General features: G+C 70.0%; 1 protein-coding gene (only partly in view). It reads right to left on the bottom strand.

Annotation, left to right across the window (positions count from 1 at the left end; all coding sequences use genetic code 11):
• Window positions 1–85 precede the first annotated feature (85 nt).
• On the bottom strand, window positions 86–26,766 hold the 3' portion of the coding sequence (locus tag NR792_RS40425) for a non-ribosomal peptide synthase/polyketide synthase (RefSeq protein ID WP_375761768.1). Its footprint extends 2,698 nt past the window's final position; only the last 26,681 of its 29,379 coding nucleotides appear in the window; its start codon lies off the right edge, out of view; the stop codon is at window positions 86–88.

Here is a 26,766-nt window from a genome sequence, read left to right on the forward strand (position 1 = left end):
AACATGTTTCAGAGGCGTCGCGAACGCACCCACCGTCGCGATGATCAGCGACGGTGGGTCCTTCCACTTCACTTCAAGCTCGACGTCACTGCCCCGTGGCCTGACGGGGGGCGCTGCCCGACACCTGCGTGAGCGCATCCCGCAGGTGCTCGACGACGGGTGCGAGGTGCGGGTCCTGCATCAGGGCGTGGTGGCCACCCGGGACGGTGTGCACTTCCAGGCCACCGCGGACGAGGGGTTCCCAGCCGCGGTGACGCGGGAGTTCGGTGGGGGCTTCACCGGCGCTCAGGAGAAGGGCGGTGCCGTCGTACGGCCGGGGCACGTACTTCTCCTGCGCGAAGAGGTTGGCGCGGAAGACCTGGAAGAGGGCACGCAGCTGGGCGGGCCCGGAGTGCGTGTCGAGGATGCGCGCCCGGAGTCCTTCCTGCAGCAGGTGGCCCAGCATCGCGTCGTCGTCGCCCTCCGCCAGAACCTCGTCGGAGACGGAAAGCGCCTGGCTGAATGCCGTCGCGGTGGCGTGAGCGAAGGCGAGCCTCGCGCGGGCTTCTGCGTCGAGGCGCGGGGTGTCCTGCGCGGGCTTCGTCAGGCCGGGGACGTAGGTGTCGATGAGGGCGAGCAGGTCCACGGCTTCGCCTGCTTCACGCAGCCGCTGGGCCATCTCGTAGGCGACGAGTCCACCCAGGGACCAGCCTCCGAGTTGGTAGGGGCCATGAGGCTGCACCGAGCGAATGGCGTCGAGGTAGAGGCTCGCCATCTCTTCGATGGACTCAGCGACAGGACGTCCGTCGAGGCCACGTGACTGGAGACCGTAGACGGGCAGTGAGGGGCCCAGGCGGCGCGCCAGCTCCGAGTAGGCGAGGACGTTTCCGCCGCCCGGGTGGACGAGGAAGAAGGGCCGGTGGCCGGGCTCTCCGCGCTCCAGGGGGACGAGGGGCGTCCACGCCTGCGAGTCCTCGCGGAGCACCAGGGCAAGCTGCTCGACGGTGGGCTGCTGGAAGAGGACGGAGAGGGGAATCGACTGGCCCAGGCGCTCGCGCACGGCGGCGACCATGCGCACGGCGAGCAGCGAGTGGCCGCCGAGTTCGAAGAAGCTGGTGCGGACGCCGACGGAGCGGACGCCGAGGACGTCCTCCCAGATGCGGGCGAGCTGCATCTCGAGTGCGTCACGGGGTGCGACGAAGTCCCGGGCCGCGACGGCGTGGGCGTCGGGCTCGGGCAGGGCCTTGCGGTCCACCTTGCCGTTGGCGTTGAGGGGCAGGGCGTCGAGGACGAGGAGCGCGGAGGGCACCATGTACTCGGGCAACCGCTGCTTGAGGCTTGCCTTGAGGGCTTCGGAGTCCAGCGCATGGCCGTCGCGAGCGGTGACGTAGCCGATGAGGCGCTTGTCCGCGTCCGCGCCCCGAGCCACGACGACGGCCTCGTTGACGCCAGGGAATGCACGCAGCGCGGCTTCGATTTCGCCCAGCTCGATGCGGAAGCCGCGCACCTTCACCTGGAAGTCGACGCGGCCCAGGAAGTCGAGCGTGCCGTCTTCCCGGAAACGTGCCTTGTCGCCCGTGCGGTAGAGGCGCTCGCCGGGAGTGGAGGCGAAGGGATGGGGGACGAAACGCTCCGCGGTCAGGTCCGGGCGGTGGAGGTAGCCCCAGGCCAAACCCTTGCCACCAACGTACACCTCGCCCGCGACGCCCACGGGCACCGGGCGCAGGTGGGCGTCGAGCACGTAGGCGGTGGAGTTGGAGAGCGGACGGCCAATGGGCACCGCGCCATCCACCACCGAGTCGCGGTGCATGGTGAAGGTGGCGGAGAAGGTGGTGTTCTCCGTGGGGCCGTAGCCGTTGATGAAGGTAGCGCCTTCAGGAATGCGAGCGAGGTGCTCACGTACGCGTGCGGCAGGCAGCACGTCGCCACCTGCGAGCACCTGGCGCACGCCCGCGAGGGCTTCGCCCTGGTGCAGGGCCATCTGCTCGAAGAGGGCGGCGGTGAGCCACAGGGACGTCACGCGGTGGTGACGCAGCTGGGCGGCCAGTTCTTCCAGCGAGAGGGAGTGCGGCGGAGCGAGGACGAGCTTCGCGCCATGCAGCAGCGCGCCCCAGATTTCGAGCGTGGAGGCGTCGAAGGCAACCGGGGCGGCCTGGAGCCAGACTTCGTCCGGCCCGAAGCGCATGAAGGAGTTTCCGAGCACGAGGCGGGTGATGCCCCGGTGGGGCACGCAGACGCCCTTGGGGCGGCCCGTGGAGCCCGAGGTGAACATGACGTAGGCCAGGGCTTCACCGTCCACCTGGACCTCCGGTGCATGCGTGGGCAGCGCGGCAATGACATCCCGCTGCGCATCCAGCCAGACGCGGGTGCCGGAGGCGGGCAGCAGCGAAGCAAAGGGCTGGTGGGCGACGATGACGTGGACGTCAGCGTCCTCCAGGAGCGCCGTGATGCGCTCCACGGGGGCGTTGCGATCTACCGGGACGAAAGCGGCGCCCACCTTGAGGATGGCGAGCAGCGCCGTCACCAAGTCGAAGGAGCGCTCGACGGCGAGGCCGACGCGTGCACCTCGGACGATACCCAGCGAGCCCAGGTGGTGGGCGAGTTGGTTCGCGCGTGCGTCCACTTGGGCATACGTCAGCGAAGCCTCTCCCAGGACCAGCGCGACGGCGTCAGGTGTGCGCTGTGCCTGCCGGGCGAAGTGGACGTGGACGGGGACGTCCGTCGGGCTGGCGGCGGCGGTGTCATTCCACTCCACGAGGATGCGCTGACGCTCGTTGCTGGAGAGGAGGGACAGCTCGGCCACGGGCTGCTCGGGGCTGTCGGCCACGGCCCCCAGCAGCGAGCGCAGGTGGCCCGCCATCCGCTCGATGGTGCCGCGCTTGAAGAGGGCGGTGCTGTACTCCAGCGTGCCGCGCAGTCCTTCAGTCCCTTCGGTGAAGAAGACGCTCACGTCGAACTTCGACGTCGAGTGGGTGGCCTCCAGGCCGCGCAGTCGGAGGTCCGACAGCCGCACGTCCTCCGTAGGCACGTTCTGGAGCGCCAGAAGCGTCTGGAAGAGCGGCGTGTGGCTGAGGCTGCGCGTCGGTTGCAGGGCCTCCACCAGCTTCTCGAAGGGCACTTCCTGGTGCTCGTAGGACTCCAGCACCGTGGCGCGCACTTGCTGCAGCAGCGCCCGGAAGGACTGGCTTTCCTCCACTCGAGCACGCAGGACGAGCGTGTTGACGAAGAAGCCAATGAGGCCTTCCGTCTCCGCGCGGGTGCGGCCGGCGATGGGGGAGCCCACACTGATGTCGTCCTGGCCCGTGTAGCGCGCAAGCAGGCCCTGCCAGGCGGCCAGCAGCACCATGAAGAGCGAGCCGCCTTCCCGGTGGGCGAGGCCGCGCAGGGACTCCGTCAATTCACGCGACAGGGTGAAGCTGAAGGTTGCACCCACGGTGCTCCGGACGGCCGGGCGAGGGAAGTCCGTAGGCAGCTCCAGCACGGCCGGAGCACCTGAGAGCTTCGTCTCCCACCAGGCCACCTCCTGCCGCAGCGTCTCACCGGAAAGCGTGCGGCGCTGCCAGTCCGCGTAGTCCGCGTATTGCACCGGCAACACGGGCAGGGGCGACGGCTGTCCGGCGGAGAAGGCCGTGTAGAGGGCGGCGACTTCACGCACCAGCACACCCAGCGACCAGCCGTCGGAGACGATGTGGTGCATCGTGACGACGAGGACGTGCTCGGTTTCGGTCAGCTTGAAGAGGAGCGTGCGGAGAAGGGGGCCGGTGCGCAAGTCGAAGGGCCGGCGCATCTCTGCTTCCACGAGGGCCCGTGCCTCGGCCTCGCGCTGTACTTCGGGCACATCCGTGAGGTCCACAAGGGCCAGGGGCTGGTGGCTGTTGGGATGGATGACCTGGACGGGCGTCCCCTCCACCTGGGCGAAGGTGGTGCGCAGGGCGTCGTGACGGCGCACGACTTCCTGCAGGGCACGCTCCAGCACTTCGGCGCGCAGGTGGCCTTCCAGCCGGACGGCGACGGGCACGTTGTAGAGCGAGCTGCCCGGCTCCAACTGGTCGATGAGCCACAGCCGCTGCTGGGCGAAGGACAGCGGCAGCGGGCCGTCATGCGAGACACGGGTGAGTGGCGAGGTGTTGGTGCGGGTGAGGCCCGCGAGACGCGCGGCAAGGGCTTCCACCGTGGGCGACTCGAAGAGGGCGCGCAGGGGCAGCTCCACACCGAGCTCCGCGCGCACGCGGGACACCACCTGCGTGGCCAAGAGTGAGTGGCCACCCAGCTCGAAGAAGGAGTCCTTCACTCCGACCTGGGGCAGACGGAGGACCTCTGCCCAGATGGACGCAAGCTTCGCCTCCGTCTCCGTGCGAGGTGCCTCGTAGGTGCTGACCGACTGCGGCGCCTCGGGCTCCGGCAAGGCCTTGCGGTCCACCTTGCCATTGGAGTTGAGAGGGAGCGCCTCCAGGACGAGGAGGGCGGAAGGCACCATGTACTCGGGCAGTTGCTGCCGGAGGTGCGCTTTGAGGGCGTCCACCTCCAGCGAGGCGCCCGCCTTGGGCGTGACGTAGGCGACCAGCCGCTTGTCGGCGGCTTCGCCCTTCGCCACAACGACGGCATCCTTGAGGCCCGGAGCGCGACGGAGCGCCGCTTCGATTTCACCCAACTCGATGCGGAAGCCGCGCACCTTCACCTGGAAGTCGATGCGGCCGAGGTACTCCAGCCGCCCGTCCATGCGGTAACGGACGCGGTCACCCGTGCGGTACATGCGGCCACCCGGGGGGCCGTAGGGCTCCGGCACGAAGCGCTCCGCGGTGAGCTCCGGGCGCAGCAGGTAGCCACGCGCCTGGCCTTCACCGGCGAGGTACAGCTCTCCGGCCACGCCCACGGGCACCGGCTGCAATGAAGCATCCAGCACGTAGGCGCGCGTCGCGGGGAGCGGGCGTCCGATGAGGGGCACCTCGTCGCGGCCAACGAGGGAGGCCGTGGAGTAGGTGGTGTCCTCGGAAGGCCCGTAGAGGTTGTAGAGCTTCTGCACCGTGGGCACGGCGTAGACCTGCTTCGCCAGCGTCTCCGGCAGGGCCTCACCGGCGAGGTTGATGACGCGCACGGTGGGCGGCACCGCATTCAGGCGCAGCAACTGCGCCATGGCGGAGGGCACCGTGTTGACGAGGGTGACGTGCGAAGCGGTGGGCAGCTCCGCCAGGTGCAGGGCGTTGCGTGCCACCACCACCGCGCCACCGCTGCTCAACGGGGCGAAGAGCTCAAAGACGGAGAGGTCGAAGTTGAGGCTCGTCGCGGCGAGCGTGCCCTTCAACTCTTCCTGAGAGAACGTCGCGAGTGCCCAGTGGAGGAAGGCCACAGCGTTGCCATGGGAGATGGCGACGCCCTTGGGCCGGCCGGTGCTGCCGGAGGTGTAGATGAGGTAGGCGAGGTGCCCAGCGTGGATGTCCACGGCGGGGGCCGTAGTGGGCTGCTTCGCCAGCTCCACATCCGAGTCGAGGCACACCGGCGTTGCCGAGGTTTCAGGCAGCGCGGCGAGCAGATGCGAGTGGGCGACGAGGGCAGGGCCCTGGGCGTCCTCCAGCAACCAGCCCAGGCGCTCACGCGGGTAGCTGGGGTCCAGCGGCACGTAGGCGCCGCCGGCCTTGAGAATGCCGAGAGCACCGATGATGAGGTCCTCGGTGCGCTCGACGCACAGGCCGACGCGGACTTCGGGACCGACTCCGAGGCCGCGCAGACGGTGGGCAAGCTGGTTCGCCTTCGCGTCCACCTCCCGGTAGGTCAGCTGCCGCTCGGGCGTGATGACGGCCAGCGCATCCGGCGTACGGCGCACCTGGGCTTCCACCATCGCGGGGATGCTGGGTTCCCGCGGCATCTGCGACGCAGCAGGATTCCACTCGACAAGGAGTTGCTGACGTTCGGAGTCGGTGAGCAGGGGCAGGTCGCCCAGCCTCGTGTCCGGCTTCGCGGCGATGGTCTCCAGCAGCACGCCGAAGTGGCCGGCCATGCGCTGGATGGTCGCCGCGTCGAAGAGGTCCGTCGCGTACTCCAGCGTGCCGGCGAACCCGTCCCGTCCCTCACGCAGACCCAGCGAGAGGTCGAACTTGGCGAAGTGGGCCTCCAGCGGCAGGCCCTGGAAGGACAAGCCGGGCAGACGCAACGCCTCGGTGGGCGTGTTCTGCAGGACGAACATGGCCTGGAAGAGGGGGCTGCGGCTCAGGTCACGCGTGGGCTGCACCGCTTCGACGAGCTTCTCGAAGGGCAGGTGCTGGTGCTCGTACGCCGCGAGCGTCGTGCCTCGCACCTGAGCCAGCAGCTCGCGGAACGTCGCACGCGGGTTCAGCTGGGCGCGCAGGACCAGGGTGTTGATGAAGAAGCCGATGAGGCCTTCAGTCTCCGCCTGGGTGCGGCCGGCGATGGGCGAACCGACGCTGACGTCGTCCTGCGCGGAGTAGCGCGATAGCAGCACCTGGAAGGCCGCCAGCAGCGTCATGAAGGGGGTTGCGCCTTCACGCTGCGACAGGGCCTTCAATGCCTCCGCGATGCGGGCGGGGATCCGCACATCCACGGTGGCGCCACGATGCGACTGCAGTGGCGGACGCGGGCGATCCGTGGGCAGCTCCAACGCCGCTGGCGCACCCGCGAGCCGCTGCTTCCAGTAGTGGATCTGCGCTTCTAGGGCCTCTCCCTGGAGCCAGTTGCGCTGCCAGGTCGCGAAGTCCGCGTACTGCACGGGCAGCGGCGAGAGGGCCGGTGTGCTTCCCAGGGTGAAGGCCTCGTAGAAGGCCACCATCTCGCGCACGAGGACGCCCATGGACCAGCCGTCGGAGACGATGTGGTGCATCGTCACCAGCAGCAGGTGCGAGTCGCCCGTCAGGCGCACCAGCGTGCTGCGCAGCAGCGGGCCCCTGGCGAGGTCGAACGGCCGTCGCGCTTCCTCGTCGGCCAGCCGCCGGGACTCTTCCTGCCGTTGGGCATCTGGCAGGGAGGAGAGGTCCACGAGAGGCAGTGCCCAATCCACCGGCGCGTGGATGCGCTGGGTGGGCTGGCCCTGGTGCTCGTGGAAGGTGGTGCGCAGGGCTTCGTGGCGCTGGACGAGCGACTCGAAGGCACGGCGCAGTGCTTCCACATCCAGGTGGCCGGAGAGCTGGAGCGCGGTGGGCAGGTTGTAGGAGGCGTCTCCCGGCTGAAGCTGATCCAACAGCCACAGCCGCTGCTGCGCGAAGGACAGCGGCCTCGGGCCGTCCGCGTGGGAACGGGTGAGCGGAGGGAGGTGGACGTTCGGGGTGCTCGCCTGGATGCGCTCCGCGAGCGTGGCGACCGTGGGCGCTTCGAAGAGGGCCCGGAGCGGCAGCTCCACGCGGAAGGCGGCGCGGACGCGGGAGACGAGCTGGGTGGCCAGCAGGGAGTGACCACCCAGGGCGAAGAAGTCGTCGTGGATGCCCACGCGCTCCACGCGCAGCACCTGTGTGAAGAGGGCCTCGAGCTGCTCTTCGGCAGGGGTTCGCGGCGCGACGTAGGTGGAGGCGAGCGCATTGCTCTGAGGCGCGGGTAGGGCCTTGCGGTCCACCTTGCCGTTGGTGTTGAGCGGCAAGACCTCCAGCACGAGGAACGCGGAGGGCCGCATGTGCTCCGGCAGGAACTGCTTGAGCCAGTCCTTGAGGGCCTCGGGCGTGGGCGCGGAGTCCGTTCCTTCCGGAGGCACCACGTAGGCGACGAGCCGCTTGTCACCGGGTACGTCCTCGCGCGCCAGCACCACGGCGGCGTGCACCTGGGGATGCTTGAGGAGGGCTGCTTCGATTTCGCCCAACTCGATGCGGAAGCCGCGCACCTTCACCTGGAAGTCCGCACGGCCCAGGTAGTCAATCATCCCGTCCGCGCGCCAGCGCACCACGTCGCCGGTGCGGTAGAGGCGGGCACCCGGGGTGGAGGAGAAGCCATCCGGGATGAAGCGGTCCGCGGTGAGTTCCGGCCGGTTGAGGTAGCCGCGAGCGACGCCTTCGCCGCCGATGAACAGCTCTCCGGCGACACCCACGGGCACGGGGCGCAGCGTGCGGTCCAGCACGTAGACGCGCACGTTGGGCAGGGGCCTGCCGATGGTGGGCGTGGGCGAGGCGTCGAAGGCGCAGGCGGTGGCGTCGACGGTGCACTCGGTGGGGCCGTAGACGTTGAAGACGCGCGGACGAGTGACCTGGCCCAGGTGACGCCAGGTAGCCGGGTCCACGGCCTCACCGCCCACGAGGACGCGGCGGGGAATGGACTGGCTCTCCAGCAGGCCTTCGTCCACCAGCAGGCGCAGGTGCGCGGGCGAGCAGTCCAGGACGTCGAGCGCGTCCTGGCCGATTCGATTGACGAGCTCGCGCACGTCGGCGCGGGCCTCGTCCGGGACGATGCAGAGGGTGTGGCCGTCGAGCACCTGGATGAGCTGCTTGACGGAGGCATCGAAGGACAGCGGTGCGTTGACGCTGACGCGCTCAGCAGGCTGGGCGCCGGAGTGCACGGTGGCGGCAAGGGCGACGCGCAGGTTCAGCACGGAGCGGTGCTGAATCATCACGCCCTTGGGACGGCCGGTGCTGCCGGAGGTGTAGATGATGTAGGCCAGATGCTCCGGCGTGACTGCCGTCACCGGCGCGTCCTGGGACTCAAGCGCGAGGTCCGCGGCGTCGGAGTCCAGGCAGATGTCGTGCGCGGCGTGCGGGGGCAGCGAGTCGCGCAGGCGCTGCTGGGTGAGGACGACGGGCGCGCCGGTGTCGATGAGGACGTGGGCAAGCCACTCACGCGGGTAGCTGGGGTCGATGGGGACGTAGGCGCCACCGGCCTTGAGGGTGCCGAGGATGCCGACGAGGGCCTCGACGGAGCGCTCCACGCAGAGCACCACGCGCACGTCGGGGCCGACGCCGAGCTTCACCAGCCGGTGGGCGAGCTGATTGGCGCGGATGTCCAGCTCGCGGAAGGTGAGCTGCTCATCGCGGCAGATGACGGCCAGGGCGTCGGGTGTGCGAAGGGCCTGGGCGGCGAAGGCCTCATGGAGGCAGAGGTCGCGGGGGAACTCGGCGCTGGGGCCGTTCCAGTCGACGAGGAGTTGCTGGCGCTCCGGAGCCGTGAGCAGCGGCAGGCTTGCGAGCGTTGCGTCCGGCTTCGCGGCGATGGCCTCCAGCAACACGCCCAGGTGGCCCACCATGCGCTGCACGGTCGAGGCGTCGAAGAGGTCCGTGGCGTACGTCAGTGCTCCGACGAAGCCCTGGGGCGACTCCACAAGGGTGAGCGTGAGATCGAACTTGGAGGAGCGCGTATCCACCGGGACGGTCTGGAAGGACAGCCCGGCCAGGCGAAGCGTTTCGGTGGGCGCGTTCTGCAGGGAGAACATCGCCTGGAAGAGCGCGCTGCGGCTCAGGTCTCGCGACGGCTGGAGGACCTCCACCAGCTTCTCGAACGGGACGTGCTGGTGCTCGTACGCCGCGAGCGTCGTGCCGCGCACCTGGGAGAGCAGCTGGCGGAACGAGTCCTGCGGCTGCATCCGGGCGCGCAGGACCAGCGTGTTGACGAAGAAGCCGATGAGGCCCTCGGTCTCCGCCTGCGTGCGACCGGCAATGGGCGTACCCACGCTGATGTCGTCCTGCGTGGAGTAGCGCGACAGCAGCACCTGCCAGGCCGCGAGCAGCACCATGAAGGGCGTCGCGCCCTCACGCTGGGCCAGGGCCTTGAGTGCCTGGGAGACCTGCGATGGGACTCGCACGTCCACCGTGGCCCCCCGCCGTGACTGAACGGGCGGACGCGGGCGGTCCGTGGGCAGGTCCAGCGCGGACGGCGCCCCCGCGAGCTGCTGCTTCCAATAGCCAAGCTGCGCGTCCAGGGCCTCCCCCTGGAGCCAGCCTCGCTGCCACACGGCGAAGTCCGCGTACTGCACGGGCAGTGGCGGCAGGGCCGGCGTGCTTCCCCTGCTGAAGGCTTCGTAGAAGGCCGCCACTTCCCGGACGAGGACGCCCATGGACCAGCCGTCGGAGACGATGTGGTGCATCGTCACCAGGAGCAGGTGCGAGTCCTGTCCCAGCCGCACCAGCGTGCTGCGCAGCAGCGGGCCCGTGGTGAGGTGGAAGGGACGCCGTGCCTCGGTGGCCGCCGCGCGCTGGGCCTCTTCCTCTCGCTGCGACTCGGGGAGGGGCGTCAGGTCGATGAGGGGCAGCTCCCAGCCAGAGGAAGGCTGGATGCATTGCGACGGTTCTTCGTGCTCCGCGGAGAGCGTGGTGCGCAGCGATTCATGGCGCTCCACCAGCGCCTCGAAGGCGTGGCGCAGCGCTTCCACGTCCACGTGGCCCGTCAGCCGCAGGGCGGTGGGGATGTTGTACGAGATGTCACCGGGCTGGAGCTGATCCAACAGCCAGAGCCGCTGCTGGGCGAAGGACAGTGGAATGACGCCTTCGCGCGGCGAGGGCCGCAGGGGCGGTGCGCGGAGCGCGGAGGACCGGGCTCCCGCGAGCTTCGGTGCGAGGCCTTCAACGGTAGGGGCTTCGAAGAGGGCCCGCAGCGGCAGCTCTACCGCGAACGTAGCCCGCACGCGCGAGACGAGCTGGGTGGCCAGCAGGGAGTGGCCGCCCAACACGAAGAAGTCGTCCTGCAAACCAACTCGCTCCACGCGGAGGACTTCGGCGAAGAGGGCCGCGAGCTGCTCCTCGGTGGGCGTGCGAGGCGCAACGAAGGCGCGAGGCGTGTCCACGGGGGCCGGCAGGGCCTTGCGGTCCACCTTGCCGTTGGCGTTGAGGGGCAGGGCCTCCAGGACGAGGAGAGCGGAAGGCACCATGTACTCAGGCAGCCTTTGCTTGAGGCTCGCCTTGAGGGTGTCTGGGGTCAGCGCATGGCCTTCGCGCGCGGTGACGTAGCCGACGAGGCGCTTGTCCGCGTCCGTGCCCCGGGCCACGACGACCGCTTCGTTGACGCCAGAGCCCGCCCGCAGGGCCGCTTCGATTTCGCCCAACTCGATGCGGAAGCCGCGCACCTTCACCTGGAAGTCGACGCGGCCCAGGAAGTCGAGCGCACCGTCCTCCCGCCAGCGGGCCTTGTCGCCCGTGCGGTAGAGGCGCTCGCCGGGAGTGGAGGCGAAGGGATGGGGGACGAAGCGCTCCGCGGTCAGGTCCGGCTGCCGCAGATAGCCCCAGGCAAGGCCCTGGCCACCGACGTACACCTCGCCCGCGACGCCCAAGGGCACGGGGCGCAGGTGCGCGTCGAGGACGTAGGCGGTGGAGTTGGAGAGCGGCCGGCCAATGGGCACCGCGCCCTCCACCACCGAGTCGCGGTGCATGGTGAAGGTGGCGGAGAAGGTGGTGTTCTCCGTGGGGCCGTAGCCGTTGATGAAGGTAGCGCCTTCAGGAATGCGGGAGAGGTGCTCACGCACGCGCGCGGCAGGCAGCACGTCGCCACCTGCGAGCACCTGACGCACACCCGCGAGGGCTTCGCCCTGGTGCAGGGTCATCTGCTCGAAGAGGGCCGCGGTGAGCCACAGGGACGTCACGCGGTGGTGACGCAGTTGCGCGGCCAGTTCCTCCAGCGAGAGGGAGTGAGGCGGAGCGAGGACGAGCTTCGCGCCATGCAACAGCGCACCCCAGATTTCGAGCGTGGAGGCGTCGAAGGCAACGGGAGCGGCCTGGAGCCAGACTTCGTCACGCCCGAAGCGCATGAAGGAGTTTCCGAGCACGAGGCGGGTGATGCCCCGGTGGGGCACGGAGACACCCTTGGGGCGGCCCGTGGAGCCCGACGTGAACATGACGTAGGCCAGGGCTTCGCCATCCACGCGGACGTCGGGGGCGTACGTGGGCAGCGCGGCGATGACGTCCTGCTGCGCGTCCAGCCAGACGCGGGTACCGGAGGCGGGCAGCAGCGAAGCAAAGGGCTGGTGGGTGACGATGACGTGGACGTCAGCGTCCTCCAGGAGCGCCGCGATGCGCTCCACGGGGGCATTGCGGTCCACGGGGACAAAGGCCGCGCCCACCTTGAGGATGGCGAGCAGCGCCGTCACCATTTCGAAGGAGCGTTCGACGGCGAGGCCGACGCGAGCACCCGGGACGATGCCCAGCGAGCCCAGGTGATGGGCCAGTTGGTTCGCGCGTGCGTCCACTTGGGCATACGTCAGCGAGTCATCCCCTAGAACCAGGGCGACGGCGTGAGGCGTGCGCTGTGCCTGCCGGGCGAAGTGGACGTGGACGGGGACGTCCGTCGGGCTGGCGGCGGCGGTGTCATTCCACTCCACGAGGATGCGCTGACGTTCCACTCCGGTCAGCAATTGCACCTCGGCCAGGGACTGCTCGGGCTTCGCGGCCACGGCCTCCAGCAGCGCGTGCAGGTGGCCCGCCATCCGCTCGATGGTGCCCTGCTTGAAGAGCGCGGTGCTGTACTCCAGCGTGCCGCGCAGGCCTTCGGTCCCTTCCGTGAAGAAGACGCTCACGTCGAACTTCGACGTCGAGTGGGTGGCCTCCAGCCCCCGCAGTCGGAGGTCCGACAGCCGCACGTCCTCCGTAGGCACGTTCTGGAGCGCCAGAAGCGTCTGGAAGAGAGGCGTGTGGCTGAGGCTGCGTGTCGGTTGCAGGGCCTCCACCAGCTTCTCGAAAGGCACTTCCTGGTGCTCGTACGCCTCCAGCACCATGGCGCGCACCTGCTGGAGGAGTGCACGGAAAGACTGGCCCTCTTCCACCTTCGCGCGAAGGACGAGCGTGTTGACGAAGAAGCCGATGAGGCCTTCCGTCTCCGCGCGGGTGCGGCCCGCGATGGGCGAACCCACGCTGACGTCGTTCTGGCCCGTGTAGCGCGCGAGCAGGCCCTGCCAGGCGGCCAGCAGCACCATGAAGAGCGAGCCGCCTTCCCGGTGGGCGAGGCCGCGCAGTGCTTCCGTCAATTCACGCGACAGGGTGAAGCTGAAGGTGGCACCCGCGGTGCTCCGGACGGCGGGACGGGGGAAGTCGGTGGGCAACTCCAGCACGGCCGAAGCACCCGCGAGTTTTCCCTCCCACCAGGCCAGTTCCTGCCGCAGCGTCTCACCGGAAAGCGTGCGGCGCTGCCAGTCCGCGTAGTCCGCGTACTGCACCGCCAGCGCAGGCAAGGGCGACGGCTGTCCGGCGGAGAAGGCCGTGTAGAGGGTGGTGATTTCCCGCACCAGCACACCCAGCGACCAGCCGTCGGAGACGATGTGGTGCATCGTGACGACGAGGACGTGCTCGGTTTCGGTCAGCTTGAAGAGGAGCGTGCGGAGGAGGGGGCCCGTGTGCAGGTCGAAAGGCCGGCGCATCTCCGCTTCCACGCGGGCCCGTGCCTCGGCCTCACGCTGCGCTTCGGGCACGTCCGTGAGCTCCACGAGTCCCAACGGCAGGAGGCTGTCGGGATGGATGACCTGGACGGGCGTCCCCTCCACCTGGGCGAAGGTGGTGCGCAGGGCGTCGTGACGGCGCACGACGCCCTGCAGGGCGCGCTCCAGTACGTCGGCGCGCAGGTGGCCTTCCAGCCGGACGGCGACGGGCACGTTGTAGAGGGCGCTGCCCGGCTCCAACTGGTCGATGAGCCACAGCCGCTGCTGGGCGAAGGACAGCGGCCGTGTGCCTTCATGCGAGACGTGGGTGAGGTGTGGGCTGCTGGTACGGGTGAGGCCCGCGAGGCGCTCGGCGAGGGCGGCGACGGTGGGGGACTCGAAGAGGGCGCGCAGGGGGAGTTCCACGCTGAACTCGGCGCGCACGCGGGACACCACCTGCGTGGCCAGCAGCGAGTGGCCACCCAGCTCGAAGAAGGAGTCCTTCACTCCGACCTGGGGCAGACGCAGCACCTCCGCCCAGATGGACGCCAGCTTCGCTTCGACTTGCGTGCGAGGTGCTTCGTAGGTGCTGCCTGACTGCGGCGCCTCCGGTTCCGGCAGGGCCTTTCGGTCCACCTTGCCGTTGGCGTTGAGGGGCAGGGCGTCGAGGACGAGGAGGGCGGAAGGCACCATGTACTCAGGCAGCCTTTGCTTGAGGCTCGCCTTGATGGTGTCTGGGGTCAGCGCATGGCCTTCGCGCGCGGTGACGTAGCCGACGAGGCGCTTGTCCGCGTCCGCGCCCCGGGCCACGACGATGGCCTCGTTGACGCCCGCGAAGCCACGCAGCACGGCTTCGATTTCACCCAGCTCAATCCGGAAGCCGCGCACCTTCACCTGGAAGTCGACGCGGCCGAGGAAGTCGAGCGTGCCGTCCTCCCGGAAACGGGCCTTGTCGCCCGTGCGGTAGAGGCGCTCGCCGGGAGTGGAGGCGAAGGGATGGGGGACGAAGCGCTCCGCGGTCAGATCTGGCTGATCCAGATAGCCCCAGGCAAGGCCCTGGCCACCGACGTACACCTCACCGGCGACGCCCAAGGGCACGGGGCGCAGGTGGGCGTCGAGCACGTAGACGGTGGAGTTGGAGAGCGGGCGGCCAATGGGAACCGCACCGTCCACCACTGAGTCGCGACGCAGGGTGAAGGTGGCGGAGAAGGTGGTGTTCTCCGTGGGGCCGTAGCCGTTGATGAAGGTAGCGCCTTCAGGAATGCGGGAGAGGTGCTCACGCACGCGCGCGGCAGGCAGCACGTCGCCACCTGCGAGCACCTGACGCACGCCCGCGAGGGCCTCACCCTGGTGAAGGGCCATTTGTTCGAAGAGGGCCGCGGTGAGCCAGAGTGACGTCACGCGGTGGTGACGCAGCTGCGCGGCCAGCTCCTCCAGCGAGAGGGAGTGAGGCGGAGCAAGGACGAGCTTCGCGCCATGCAGCAGCGCCCCCCAGATTTCGAGCGTGGACGCATCGAAGGCAACCGGAGCGGCCTGGAGCCAGACCTCGTCCGGCCCGAAGCGCATGAAGGAGTTTCCGAGCACGAGGCGGGTGATGCCCCGGTGGGGCACGGAGACACCCTTGGGGCGGCCCGTGGAGCCCGAGGTGAACATGACGTAGGCCAGGGCTTCACCGTCCACGCGAACGTCAGGCGCATGGGTGGGCCGCGCGGCGATGACGTCCCGCTGCGCGTCCAGCCAGACGCGGGTGCCGGAGGCGGGCAGCAGCGAAGCAAAGGGCTGGTGGGTGACGATGACGTGGACGTCAGCGTCCTCCAACAGGGCCGCGATGCGCTCCACGGGGGCGTTGCGATCCACGGGAACGAAGGCAGCGCCCACCTTGAGGATGGCGAGCAGCGTCGTCACCAACTCGAAGGAGCGCTCGACGGCGAGGCCAACGCGTGCACCCGGGACGATGCCCAGGGTGCGCAGGTGATGGGCCAGTTGGTTCGCACGGGCTTCGAGCTGCGCATACGTCAGCGAAGCCTCTCCCAGCACCAGGGCGACGGCGTGAGGCGTGCGCTGTGCCTGCCGGGCGAAGTGGACGTGGACGGGGACGTCCGTCGGGCTGACGGCGGCCGTGTCATTCCACTCCACGAGGATGCGCTGACGCTCGTTGCTGGAGAGGAGGGACAGCTCGGCCACGGGCTGCTCGGGGCTGGCGGCCACGGCATCCAGCAGCGAACGCAGGTGGTGGCCCATCCGCTCCACGGTGCCGCGCTTGAAGAGGGCGGTGCTGTACTCCAGCCAGCCAGTGAACCCCTGCGGTGAGTCCTGCAGCGTCAACGTGAGGTCGAACTTGGCGGAGTGTCCTTCGGCGACGACCTGCCGGAAGGTGAGGCCCGGAACGCGCAGTGCTTCACCCGGGGCGTTCTGGAGGACGAACATCACCTGGAACAGCGGGCTGCGGCTCGCGTCCCGCACGGGCTGGAGGGCTTCCACCAGCTTCTCGAAGGGCACGTGCTGATGGTCGTACGCCGCGAGCGTCGTGCCGCGCACCTGGGCGAGCAGCTTCCGGAAGGAGTCCTCCGGCTTCACGCGCGAGCGGAGGACGAGCGTGTTGACGAAGAACCCGATGAGGCCCTCGGCTTCCGCCTGGGTCCGCCCCGCGATGGGGGAGCCCACACTGATGTCCTCCTGCGCCGAGTAGCGCGACAGCAGCACCTGCCAGGCCGCCAGCAGCACCATGAACGGCGTGGCGCCTTCGCGCTGGGCCAGCGCCTTGAGCGCGTCGGACGTCGCCTGGGAAATCCCCACGGAGAGGGTGGCACCCGCGTGGGACTGGATGGCCGGACGCGGATGGTCCGTGGGCAGCTCCAGCGTGGTCGGAGCCCCCGACAGCTGCTGCTTCCAATAGCCGAGCTGCGCCTCCAGCGTTTCTCCCTGGAGCCAGGTGCGCTGCCACGTCGCGAAGTCCGTGTACTGCACGGGCAGCGGGGCAATCGCAGGCGTCCGGCCGGCGCTGAAGGCCTCGTAGAAGGCCACCAGCTCGCGAACGAGGACGCCCATGGACCAGCCGTCGGAGACGATGTGGTGCATCGTCACCAGCAGCAGGTGCTCCTCGGCCGCGAGCCGCACGAGCGCGGTGCGCAGGAGCGGGCCGTGCCGCAGGTCGAACGGCTGACGTGCATCCGCTTCGACCTTCCGCTGGGCCTCGGCTTCGCGCTGAGCCTCAGGCAGCGACGACAGGTCGATGAGCGGCAACGTCCACGTGGCAGGCGGGTGGATGTGCTGGGTGGCCTGGCCCTGGTGCTCGTGGAAGGTGGTGCGCAGGGAGTCGTGGCGGGCGACCAGCGCTTCGAAGGCGCGGCGCAGCGATTCCACGTCCACCTGCCCCGTCAGCCGGAGCGCCGTGGGGATGTTGTAGGACGCATCGCCCGGCGTGAGCTGATCCAGGAACCAGAGGCGCTGCTGGGCGAAGGACAGGGGCTGAGGGCCTTCCACCTGGGTCCGGGTGAGCGGAGGGAGGCGGAGGCTCGGCGTCTGGGATTGGAGGCGCTCGGCGAGGGCTGCCACGGTGGGCGCTTCGAAGAGGGCTCGCAGCGGCAGCTCCACGCGGAAGGCGGCGCGGACGCGGGAGACGAGCTGGGTGGCCAGCAGGGAGTGGCCACCGAGCGCGAAGAAGTCGTCGTGAATGCCCACGCGCTCCACGCGCAGCACCTGCGTGAAGAGGGCCGCGAGCTGCTCTTCGGCGGGAGTGCGCGTCGCGACGTAGGTGGAGGCGAGCGCATTGCTCTGAGGCGCGGGCAGGGCCTTGCGGTCCACCTTGCCGTTGGTGTTGAGCGGCAAGGCCTCCAGCACGAGGAGGGCGGAGGGCACCATGTACTCGGGCAGGTGTTGCTTGAGCCAGGCCTTGAGGTCATCCGCCGACGGCGCGGTCTCCACTTCGCCGTCCGTGAGGACCACGTAGGCAACGAGCCGCTTGTCACCGGGCACGTCCTCGCGCGCCAGCACCACGGCTTCATGGACTCCCGAGTGCTTGAGGAGGGCTGCTTCGATTTCGCCCAGCTCGATGCGGAAGCCGCGCACCTTCACCTGGAAGTCCGCACGGCCCAGGTAGTCAATCATCCCGTCCGCACGCCAGCGCACCACGTCGCCGGTGCGGTAGAGGCGGGCACCCGGGGTGGAGGAGAAGGCGTCGGGGATGAAGCGATCCGCGGTGAGTTCCGGCCGGTTGAGGTAGCCGCGAGCCACGCCTTCGCCGCCGATGAACAACTCACCGGCGACACCCACGGGCACGGGGCGCAGCGTGCGGTCCAGCACGTAGACGCGCACGTTGGGCAGGGGCCTGCCGATGGTGGGCGTGGGCGAGGCGTCGAAGGCGCAAGTGGTGGCGTCGACGGTGCACTCGGTGGGGCCGTAGACGTTGAAGACGCGCGGACGCGGGACTTGGGCCAGGTGACGCCACGTAGCGGGGTCCACGGCCTCACCGCCCACGAGGACGCGGCGGGGAATGGACTGGCTCTCCAGCAGGCCTTCGTCCACCAGCAGGCGCAGGTGCGCGGGCGAGCAGTCCAGGACGTCCAGCGCGTCCTGGCCGATTCGATTGACGAGCTCGCGCACGTCGGCGCGGGCCTCGTCCGGGACGATGCAGAGGGTGTGGCCGTCGAGCACCTGGATGAGCTGCTTGACGGAGGCATCGAAGGACAGCGGTGCGTTGACGCTGACGCGCTCAGCCGGCTGGGCGCCGGAGTGCACGGTGGCGGCAAGGGCGACGCGCAGGTTCAGCACGGAGCGGTGCTGAATCATCACGCCCTTGGGCCGGCCGGTGCTGCCGGAGGTGTAGATGATGTAGGCCAGATGCTCCGGAGTGACTGCCGTCACCGGCGCGTCCTGGGACTCAAGCGCAAGGTCCGCGGCGTCGGAGTCCAGGCAGATGTCGTGCGCGGCGTGCGGGGGCAGCGAGTCGCGCAGGCGCTGCTGGGTGAGGACGACGGGCGCGCCGGTGTCGATGAGGACGTGGGCAAGCCACTCACGCGGGTAGCTGGGGTCGATGGGGACGTAGGCGCCCCCAGCCTTGAGGGTGCCGAGGATGCCGACGAGGGCCTCGACGGAGCGCTCCACGCAGAGCACCACGCGCACGTCGGGGCCGACGCCGAGCTTCACCAGCCGGTGGGCGAGCTGATTGGCGCGCGTGTCCAGCTCGCGGAAGGTGAGCTGCTCATCGCGGCAGAGGACGGCCAGGGCTTCGGGCGTGCGAAGGGCCTGGGCGGTGAAGGCCTCATGGAGGCAGAGGTCGCGAGGGAACTCGGCGCTGGGGCCGTTCCAGTCGACAAGCAACTGCTGGCGCTCCGGAGCCGTGAGCAGCGGCAGGCTCGCGAGCGTTGCGTCCGGCTTCGCGGCGATGGCCTCCAGCAGCACGCCCAGGTGGCCCACCATGCGCTGCACGGTCGAGGCCTCGAAGAGATCGCTGCTGTACTCCAGGACGCCGACGAAGCCCTGGGGAGAGTCCTGCAGCGTCAGCGTCAGGTCGAACTTCGCGGAGCTCGATTCGAGCGGGAGCTGCTCGAAGGACAAGCCTGGGACGCGCAGCGCTTCGATGGGCGTGTTCTGCAGGGAGAACATCGCCTGGAAGAGCGCGCTGCGGCTCAGGTCACGCACAGGCTGGAGGACTTCCACCAGCTTCTCGAACGGGACGTGCTGGTGCTCGTAGGCCGCGAGCGTCGTGCCGCGCACCTGGGAGAGCAACTCACGGAACGTCGCACGCGGCTCCATGCGAGCGCGCAGGACCAGGGTGTTGATGAAGAAGCCGATGAGGCCTTCGGTCTCCGCCTGCGTGCGGCCCGCGATGGGCGTGCCCACGCTGATGTCGTCCTGCCCGGAGTAGCGGGACAGGAGCAGCTGCCACGCGGCGAGCAGCAGCATGAAGGGCGTGGCGCCTTCGCGCTGGGCCAGAGACTTGAGGGCCTGTGAGATCTCCACGGGGAGGCGAACGTTCACTGCCGCGCCCCGGTGCGACTGCACGGGCGGACGCGGACGGTCCGTGGGCAGGTCCAGCGCGGACGGCGCGCCCGTGAGCTTCTCCTTCCAGTAGGAGAGCTGGGTCTCCAGCGTTTCGCCCTGGAGCCATTCCTGCTGCCAGAGGGCGAAGTCCGCGTACTGCACGGGCAGCGGCGCGAGTGCGGGCACCTGCCCCGCGTGGAACGCCGCATACAGCGAGGTGAGCTCCCGGACGAGGACGCCCATGGACCAGCCGTCGGAGACGATGTGGTGCATCGTCACCAGCAGCAGGTGCTCCGCGTCACCCAGGCGCACCAGGGACGTGCGCAGGAGCGGCCCGGCTTCCAGGTTGAAGGGCCGACGGGCCTCCAGGTTCGCGAGGCGCCGCGCCTCTTCATCCCGCTGAGCTTCAGGCAGGGAGGACACGTCGAGCACGGGCAGCGTCCACTCCGCGGGCGAGTGGATGCGCTGCGCGGGCTGTCCCTGGTGCTGGACGAGGGTGGTGCGCAGCGTCTCATGCCGGATGACGAGGGCCTCGAAGGCACGGCGCAGGGCTTCGACGTCCACCTGGCCCTTCAGCCGAAGGGCAGCGGGGATGTTGTACGCGGCGCTGCCCGGCTGGAGCTGGTCCAGGAGCCACAGCCGCTGCTGAGCGAAGGAGAGCGGCGGCGGGCCTTCGTGGGTGGCGCGGGTGAGCGGCGGCAGTCTCGGGCCGGAAGTCGCAGTGCGCACGCGCTCGGCGAGGGCGGCGACGGTGGGGGCCTCGAAGAGGGCGCGCAGGGGCAGCTCCGCGCCGAAGGCGGCGCGGACGCGGGAGACGAGCTGGGTGGCCAGCAGCGAGTGGCCACCGAGGGAGAAGAAGTCGTCGTGAATGCCCACGCGCTCCACGCGCAGGACATGGGCGAAGACTTCGGCGAGCTTCTCTTCGGTGGGGTTGCGCGGGGCGACGAAGTCCGCGCGGGGCGAAGCGTCAGGGACAGGCAGGGCCTTCCTGTCCACCTTGCCGTTGGCGTTGAGGGGCAGGGACTCCAGGACGAGGAATGCGGAGGGCACCATGTACTCAGGCAGCCGCTCCTTGAGGAAGGAGCGCACCGCGGTGGTGTCCAGCTGCTGGCCCGAAGCGGGCACGAGGTAGGCAACGAGTCGCTTGTCGCCGGGCACGTCCTCACGGGCGAGGACGACGGCTTCATGCACGGAGGCATGGGCGAGGAGGGAGGCTTCGATTTCGCCCAATTCGATGCGGAAGCCGCGCACCTTCACCTGGAAGTCGAGCCGCTGCAGGTAGTCCAGCTGGCCGTCGGCCCGCCAGCGCACGACGTCACCAGTGCGGTAGAGGCGAGCGCCGGGGGAGGAGGAGAAGGGGTGCGGGATGAAGCGCTCTGCACTCAGGGCGGGCTGGCCGAGGTAGCCCCAGGCGAGGCCCTCGCTGGCGAGGAAGAGCTCGCCCGGGACGCCGATGGGCACCGGCTGCAGGTGCGCGTCGAGGACGTAGGTGCGGGTATTGGCGATGGGGCGGCCGATGGGCGGGCGCGTGCCGTCGTCGCGCGCGGAGGCCGCGACGGGGGTGAAGGTGGCGACGACGGTGCTCTCGGTGGGGCCGTAGTGGTTGAAGAGGGTGGCGGGCAGCGAGGGAGGCGGGCCGTGGTGCAGGGCGTCTCCGCCCGTCAGCAGGGCACGGAGGGCCATGGGGCGAGGCCACTCCTCACGCAGGACAGCCTCCGCGAGCGGCGTCGGCATGAAGCAGGTGGTGATGGCTTCGCGGGCCATCCACTGCAGCAGTTGGGAGGGCTCCGCGCGCACGGCGTCCGGAGGGACGACGAGGCTGGCGCCGGAAGCCAGGGAGGGCCACACCTCCCAGGTGGAAGCGTCGAAGGCGACGCCCGCGGTGAGAGCGGTGGAGTCGTCAGGCGTCAGCGAATAGGTGCGCTGGTGCCAGGAGACGAGGTTCATCAACGCGCGGTGGTGGACGGCGACGCCCTTGGGCTTGCCGGTGCTGCCGGAGGTGTAGATGACGTAGGCCAAATCCTCCGGGCCCACGGGCGTCACCAGCAGCGGCTGCTGAGTCGCACCCGCCTCCATCTCCAGGGAGAGGACGCGCGCGGAAAGCGAAGGCAGAGAGGAACGGAGGTGGTGCTGGGTAAGGAGGACGGATGCAGCGGAGTCCTCCAGCATGAAAGCCAGACGCTCGGGCGGGACACCGGGAGCGACGGGGACGTAGGCGGCGCCCACCTTGAGGACGGCCAGCAAACCCGCCACCAACTCCGGGGAGCGCTCAGCAAGGACGGCGACGCGGTCGCCACGAGAGACGCCCGCCGCGTGCAGCTGGACGGCAAGGCCATGGGCCCAGGCATCGAGGCCCGCGTAGGTGACGCTTCGCTCGCCCATGCGCACGGCGACGGCGTCCGGAGCGCGACGGGCCTGCTCTGCGACGACGTGGTGGATGCAGGTGTCGCGAGGGAAGGCGACGTCCGTCTCGTTCCACTCGGCGAGAAGCTGCTGCTTCTCGGAGGCGGTCAGCATCTCCAGAGAGGAGACGCGTGCGTCGGGCTGGGCAGCGAGGGAGGAGAGGAGGACAGCGAAGTGGCCCATGAGGCGCTGGACGGAGGCCGCGTCGAAGAGGTCGGTGCTGTACTCGAGGAAGCCGGTGAGGCCCTGGGGGACTTCGAAGAGGGTGAGGGCCAAATCGAAGCGGGAGGAGTTGCCCTCCAGGGGAATGGGCTGAAAGGCCATGCCCGGGACGCGCAGGGCCTCGGCGGGGGCATTCTGCAGGACGAGCATCACCTGGAAGAGAGGGCTGCGGCTCAAGTCACGCGAGGGCTGGAGGACTTCCACCAGCTTCTCGAAGGGCACGTGCTGGTGCTCGTAGGCCGCGAGGGTGGTGGCCTTCACCTGGGAGAGCAGCTGGCGGAAGGAGTCCTCCGGGCGCACGTGGGCGCGCAGCACCAACGTATTGACGAAGAAGCCGATGAGGCCTTCGGCCTCGGCGTGGGTGCGTCCGGCGATGGGGGAGCCGACGCTGATGTCGTCCTGGCCGGAGTAGCGCGAGAGGAGCAACTGGAAGGCGGAGAGCAGCAGCATGAAGGGCGTGGCGCCCTCACGCTGCGCAAGGCTGCGCAGTGAGTCCGTCAGCTCCGACGAGAAGTGCACGGGCACCGTGGCGCCGCGCCGCGACTGGACGGGCGGACGGGGACGGTCCGTGGGCAGCTCCAGCGCCGCGGGGGCACCGGCCAGCTGCCGCTTCCAGTAGCCGAGCTGCGTGTCCAGCGTCTCACCCTGCAGCCATTGGCGCTGCCAGAGGGCGAAGTCCGCGTACTGCACCGGCAGCGGTACGAGTGAAGGCTCACTGCCGGCGGTGAAGGCGGCGTAGCTCGTGGCCAGCTCCTTCACGAGGACACCCATGGACCAGCCGTCGGAGACGATGTGGTGCATCGTCACGAGGAGGACGTGCGTCTCCTCGGCCAGCCGCAGCAGGGCGGTGCGCAGCAGCGGACCGTGGACGAGGTGGAAGGGCTGCCGGGCCTCGCGGGTGGCAAGCCGCACCGTCTCCGCTTCGCGCGCGGACTCTTCCAACCCAGACAGGTCCTCCACCGGAAGGGCCCAGGACGCCGGGGCATGGATGCGCTGGAAGGGCTGGCCCTCGTGCTCGAAGAAGGTGGTGCGCAGGGCCTCATGGCGTGCGACGAGCGCTTCAAAGGCGCGGCGCAGGGCTTCCACGTCCAGGCGTCCCAGGAGGCGCAGCGCGACGGGGAGATTGTAGGACGCATCGTCCGGCGCCAGCTGGTCGAGGAACCAGAGGCGCTGCTGGGCGAAGGAGAGGGGCTGGGGGCCTTCGGTGCGCGTGCGCGTCAGCGGTGGCAGGCGGGTGCCCGTCGCCGTGCGCTGCAACTTCTCCGCGAGGGCCGCGATGGTGGGGGCCTCGAAGAGGGCGCGGAGGGGCAACTCCACGTCGAGCGCGGCGCGCACGCGGGCCACCAGCTGGGTGGCGAGCAGCGAGTGGCCGCCCAGCTCGAAGAAGTTGTCCGTGCGGCCCACGGTGGGCACGCGCAGCACCTCGCTCCAGAGCGCCGCGAGCTTCTCCTCCAGCGGCGTCACCGGCGCTTCGTAGGCGTGCGACGCGCGAAGCAGGCTCGCATCCGGAGCGGGGAGGGCCTTGCGGTCCACCTTGCCGTTGGACGTCAAAGGCAGCGTCTCCAGGGAGACGAAGGCGGCGGGCACCATGTACTCGGGCAGGTGCTGCTTGAGGTGCGCGCGGATGGCCGTGACATCGAGGGCTTCACCCACGACGTAGGCCACCAGCCGCTTGTCGCCCGGAGCATCCTCGCGGGCGAGCACCACGGCGTCCTTCACGGCCGGAGCGGCACGCAGGGCGTTCTCGACTTCGCCCAGCTCGATGCGGAAGCCGCGCACCTTCACCTGGGCGTCGATGCGGCCGATGAAGTCCAGCTGTCCGTCCGCACGCCAGCGCACCACGTCGCCCGTACGGTAGAGGCGCGCGCCCTCCTCACCAGAGAAGGCGTCCGGCACGAAGCGCTCGGCGGTGAGGCCCGGCCGTCCCGCGTACCCACGCGCGACGCCCACGCCACCGATGTACAGCTCACCGCGCACACCCACGGGCGTCGGCTGCCCATGCGGGTCGAGCACGTAGACGCGCACGTTCGCCAGCGGCTTGCCGATGGAGGGCACGCCGTTGCCCGCCACGACATCGCCCAGCGTGGCGATGACGGTGGCTTCCGTGGGGCCGTAGGTGTTGATCAACCTTCGCCCCGGGGCCCAGCGCGCGACGACATCCGCCGGCAGCGCCTCTCCGCCGGAGATGACGGTGCGCACCTTGGGCAGCCCTTCGGACGACGTGGCCGCCAGTGCCGCGGGGGTGAGGCTGACGACGCTCAATTCCTGCTCACGCAGCAGCACGGGCAGGGGCGCGCCCGGCATCAGCTTCTCCAGCGGCGCGAGCACAAGCGTGGCGCCGTTGCAGAGCGTGGTGAAGATCTCCTCGACCGACAGGTCGAAGCTGAGGCTCGCGAACTGGAGCACGCGACTGCCGGGCCCGATGCCGTAGGCCACCGCCTCATGGGTAACGAGGTTGGCGACACCGCGGTGCTCCACCGCCGTGCCCTTGGGCGTCCCCGTGCTGCCCGACGTGTAGAGCAGGTACGCCATGTTCGCGGGCGTCACGCCCGTCCCGGGCGCATCCGTGGACTCCTCGGCGAGAGCACCGCGCTCCGTGTCCAGGCAGAGCGCGCGGGCATGCAGCGCTTCCGGGAAGCGGTCCACCAACCCCTGCTGGGTGACGAGCACCTGCGCGGCGCTGTCCTCCAGCATGAAGGCCAGGCGCTCACAGGGCAGGAGCGGATCCACGGGCACCCATGCACCGCCGGCCTTCAGGATGCCAAGCAGGCCGATGACGATATCGAGCGAACGCTCGACGCTGAGTGCGACGCGGACTTCGGGCCCGACGCCACGACGACGCAGGGCATGGGCGAGCTGATTGGCGCGCGCGTCCAGTCGCGCGTACGTCAGCTCCGTCCCCTCGAACACCGCGGCCAGTGCCTCGGGTGCGCCGCGCACCTGCGCCTCGAAGAGCGAATGCACGCACGCTTCGGGGAAGGGCGCCCGCGTGGCGTTCCACGCCACCAGCACCTGCTCGCGCTCCTCCCCCGCGAGCAGTTGCAGCGACGACACGCGCTGCTCCGGCTTCGCGACGAAGCCCTCCACCAACAGCCGCAGGTGCCGCATCATCCGCGTGACGGTGGACCTGTCGAAGAGGTCGGTGTCGTACTCCAGCTCGCCCGTGAAGCCCTTCTCGGTCCGGGACAGCGAGAGCGTGAGGTCGAACTTCGCGGACGCGCCCGTGCGCTCCTCGACGTGCACCTTCACGCCCGCGAGCGAGAGGTCCACCTCCGGGATGTTCTGCATGAGGAACATCACGTTGAACAGCGGCGACGTGCGCAGGTTGCGCATCGGCTGGAGCTCTTCGAACGGCACGTACTGGTTCGCGAGCACCCCCAGCGTGGTGGTGCGCACGCGGCCCAGCAGCTCCCGCACGGTGGGCTCGCCGCCCATCCGGGTGCGCAGCACGAGCGTGTTGATGAAGAACCCGAGCAGCCCCTCCATCTGCGCGTCGTTGCGGCCCGCCACGGAGGAACCGATGCTCACGTCGTCCTGGCCGGAGTAGCGGCCAATCAACACCTGGAGCGCGCCGAGCAGGAACATGAAGGGCGTGATGCCCTCGCGCACGCAGAGGGCCTCCACGGCCCGCGTCAGCTCCAGGGGGAGCGCGACCTGCATCAGGGCGCCGGGATGCGCCTCGAGCAGGCCGCGCGGACGGTCCGTGGGCAGCTCCAGCACGGACGGCATTCCCTCCAGCTGCTGGCGCCACCAGCCGAGCTGCCGCTCCTTCTCCGCGCCCGACAGCCACTGGCGCTGCCACACCGCGAAGTCCGCGTACTGGAAGGGCAGGGCGGGCAGGGCGGGCTGCGTCCCCGCCACCAGGGCGCGGTAGGCCTCCGACAGCTCCCGCATCAGGATGCTCATGGACCAGCCGTCGAAGACGGCGTGGTGGAGGGTCAGCAGCACCAGGTGCTCCTGCGCATCCAGCACCAGCGCCGACACGCGCAGCAGCGGCCCCGCCTCCAGGTTGAACGGGAGCCGCACCTCCAGCTCCGTGCGGCGCTTCACCTCCGCGTCGCGCTCCTCCGGCGACAGGGCGCGCAGGTCCACCAGCGGCAGCACCAGCGGCTCGGGCGGCGCGATGACCTGCACGGGCCCGTCCGTGTCCGGCCGCAAGGTGGTGCGCAGCGCCTCATGCCGGTGCACCACCAGCTCCAGCGCGCGGCGCAGGGCCTCCAGGTTCAGCGCCCCCGTCAGCCGCAGCGAGAACGGCATGTTGTACGCGGCCGAGCCCGGATTGAACTGCTCCAGCACCCAGAGGCGCTGCTGCGCGAAGGACGCGGGCAGCTTCTGCGTGCGCGGCACCGGCACCACCGGGGGCGGGCCGGCGAAGCGCGGATCCTTCGAGGAGGACGCGATGCGCGCCGCCAGGTCCGCCACCGTGGGGGACTCGAACAACGCCTGCAGGGGCAGGTCCACCTGGTACGCCGTGCGCAACCGCGACGTCAGCCGCGTGGCGAGCAGCGAGTGGCCTCCCAGCTCGAAGAAGCTGTCCGTCGCGCCCACCCGCTGCACGTTCAGGAGCGACGCGTAGAGCTCCGCGACCTGGGCCTCCATGGGCGTGCGCGGCGCGACGAACTCGCGCGCGGCCTCGGTGGACACGTCCGGGGCGGGCAGGGCCTTGCGGTCCACCTTCCCGTTGGGCGTCAGGGGCATGGCGTCCAGCACGACCAGCGCGGACGGCACCATGTACTCGGGCAGCCGCTCCTTCAGGAGCGCCCGCAGGGCCGGGGACTCCAGCGTCTGGCCGGGACGCGCCACCACGTAGCCCACGAGGCGCGCGTCGGCCGCGCTGCCGCGCACCACCACCGCGGCGTCGCGCACACCGGGGGCCTGGCTCAGCACCGCTTCAATCTCGCCCAGCTCGATGCGGTAGCCGC

This window comes from Corallococcus exercitus, assembly GCF_042231735.1.
In the GTDB taxonomy this organism is placed as follows: domain Bacteria; phylum Myxococcota; class Myxococcia; order Myxococcales; family Myxococcaceae; genus Corallococcus; species Corallococcus exercitus_B.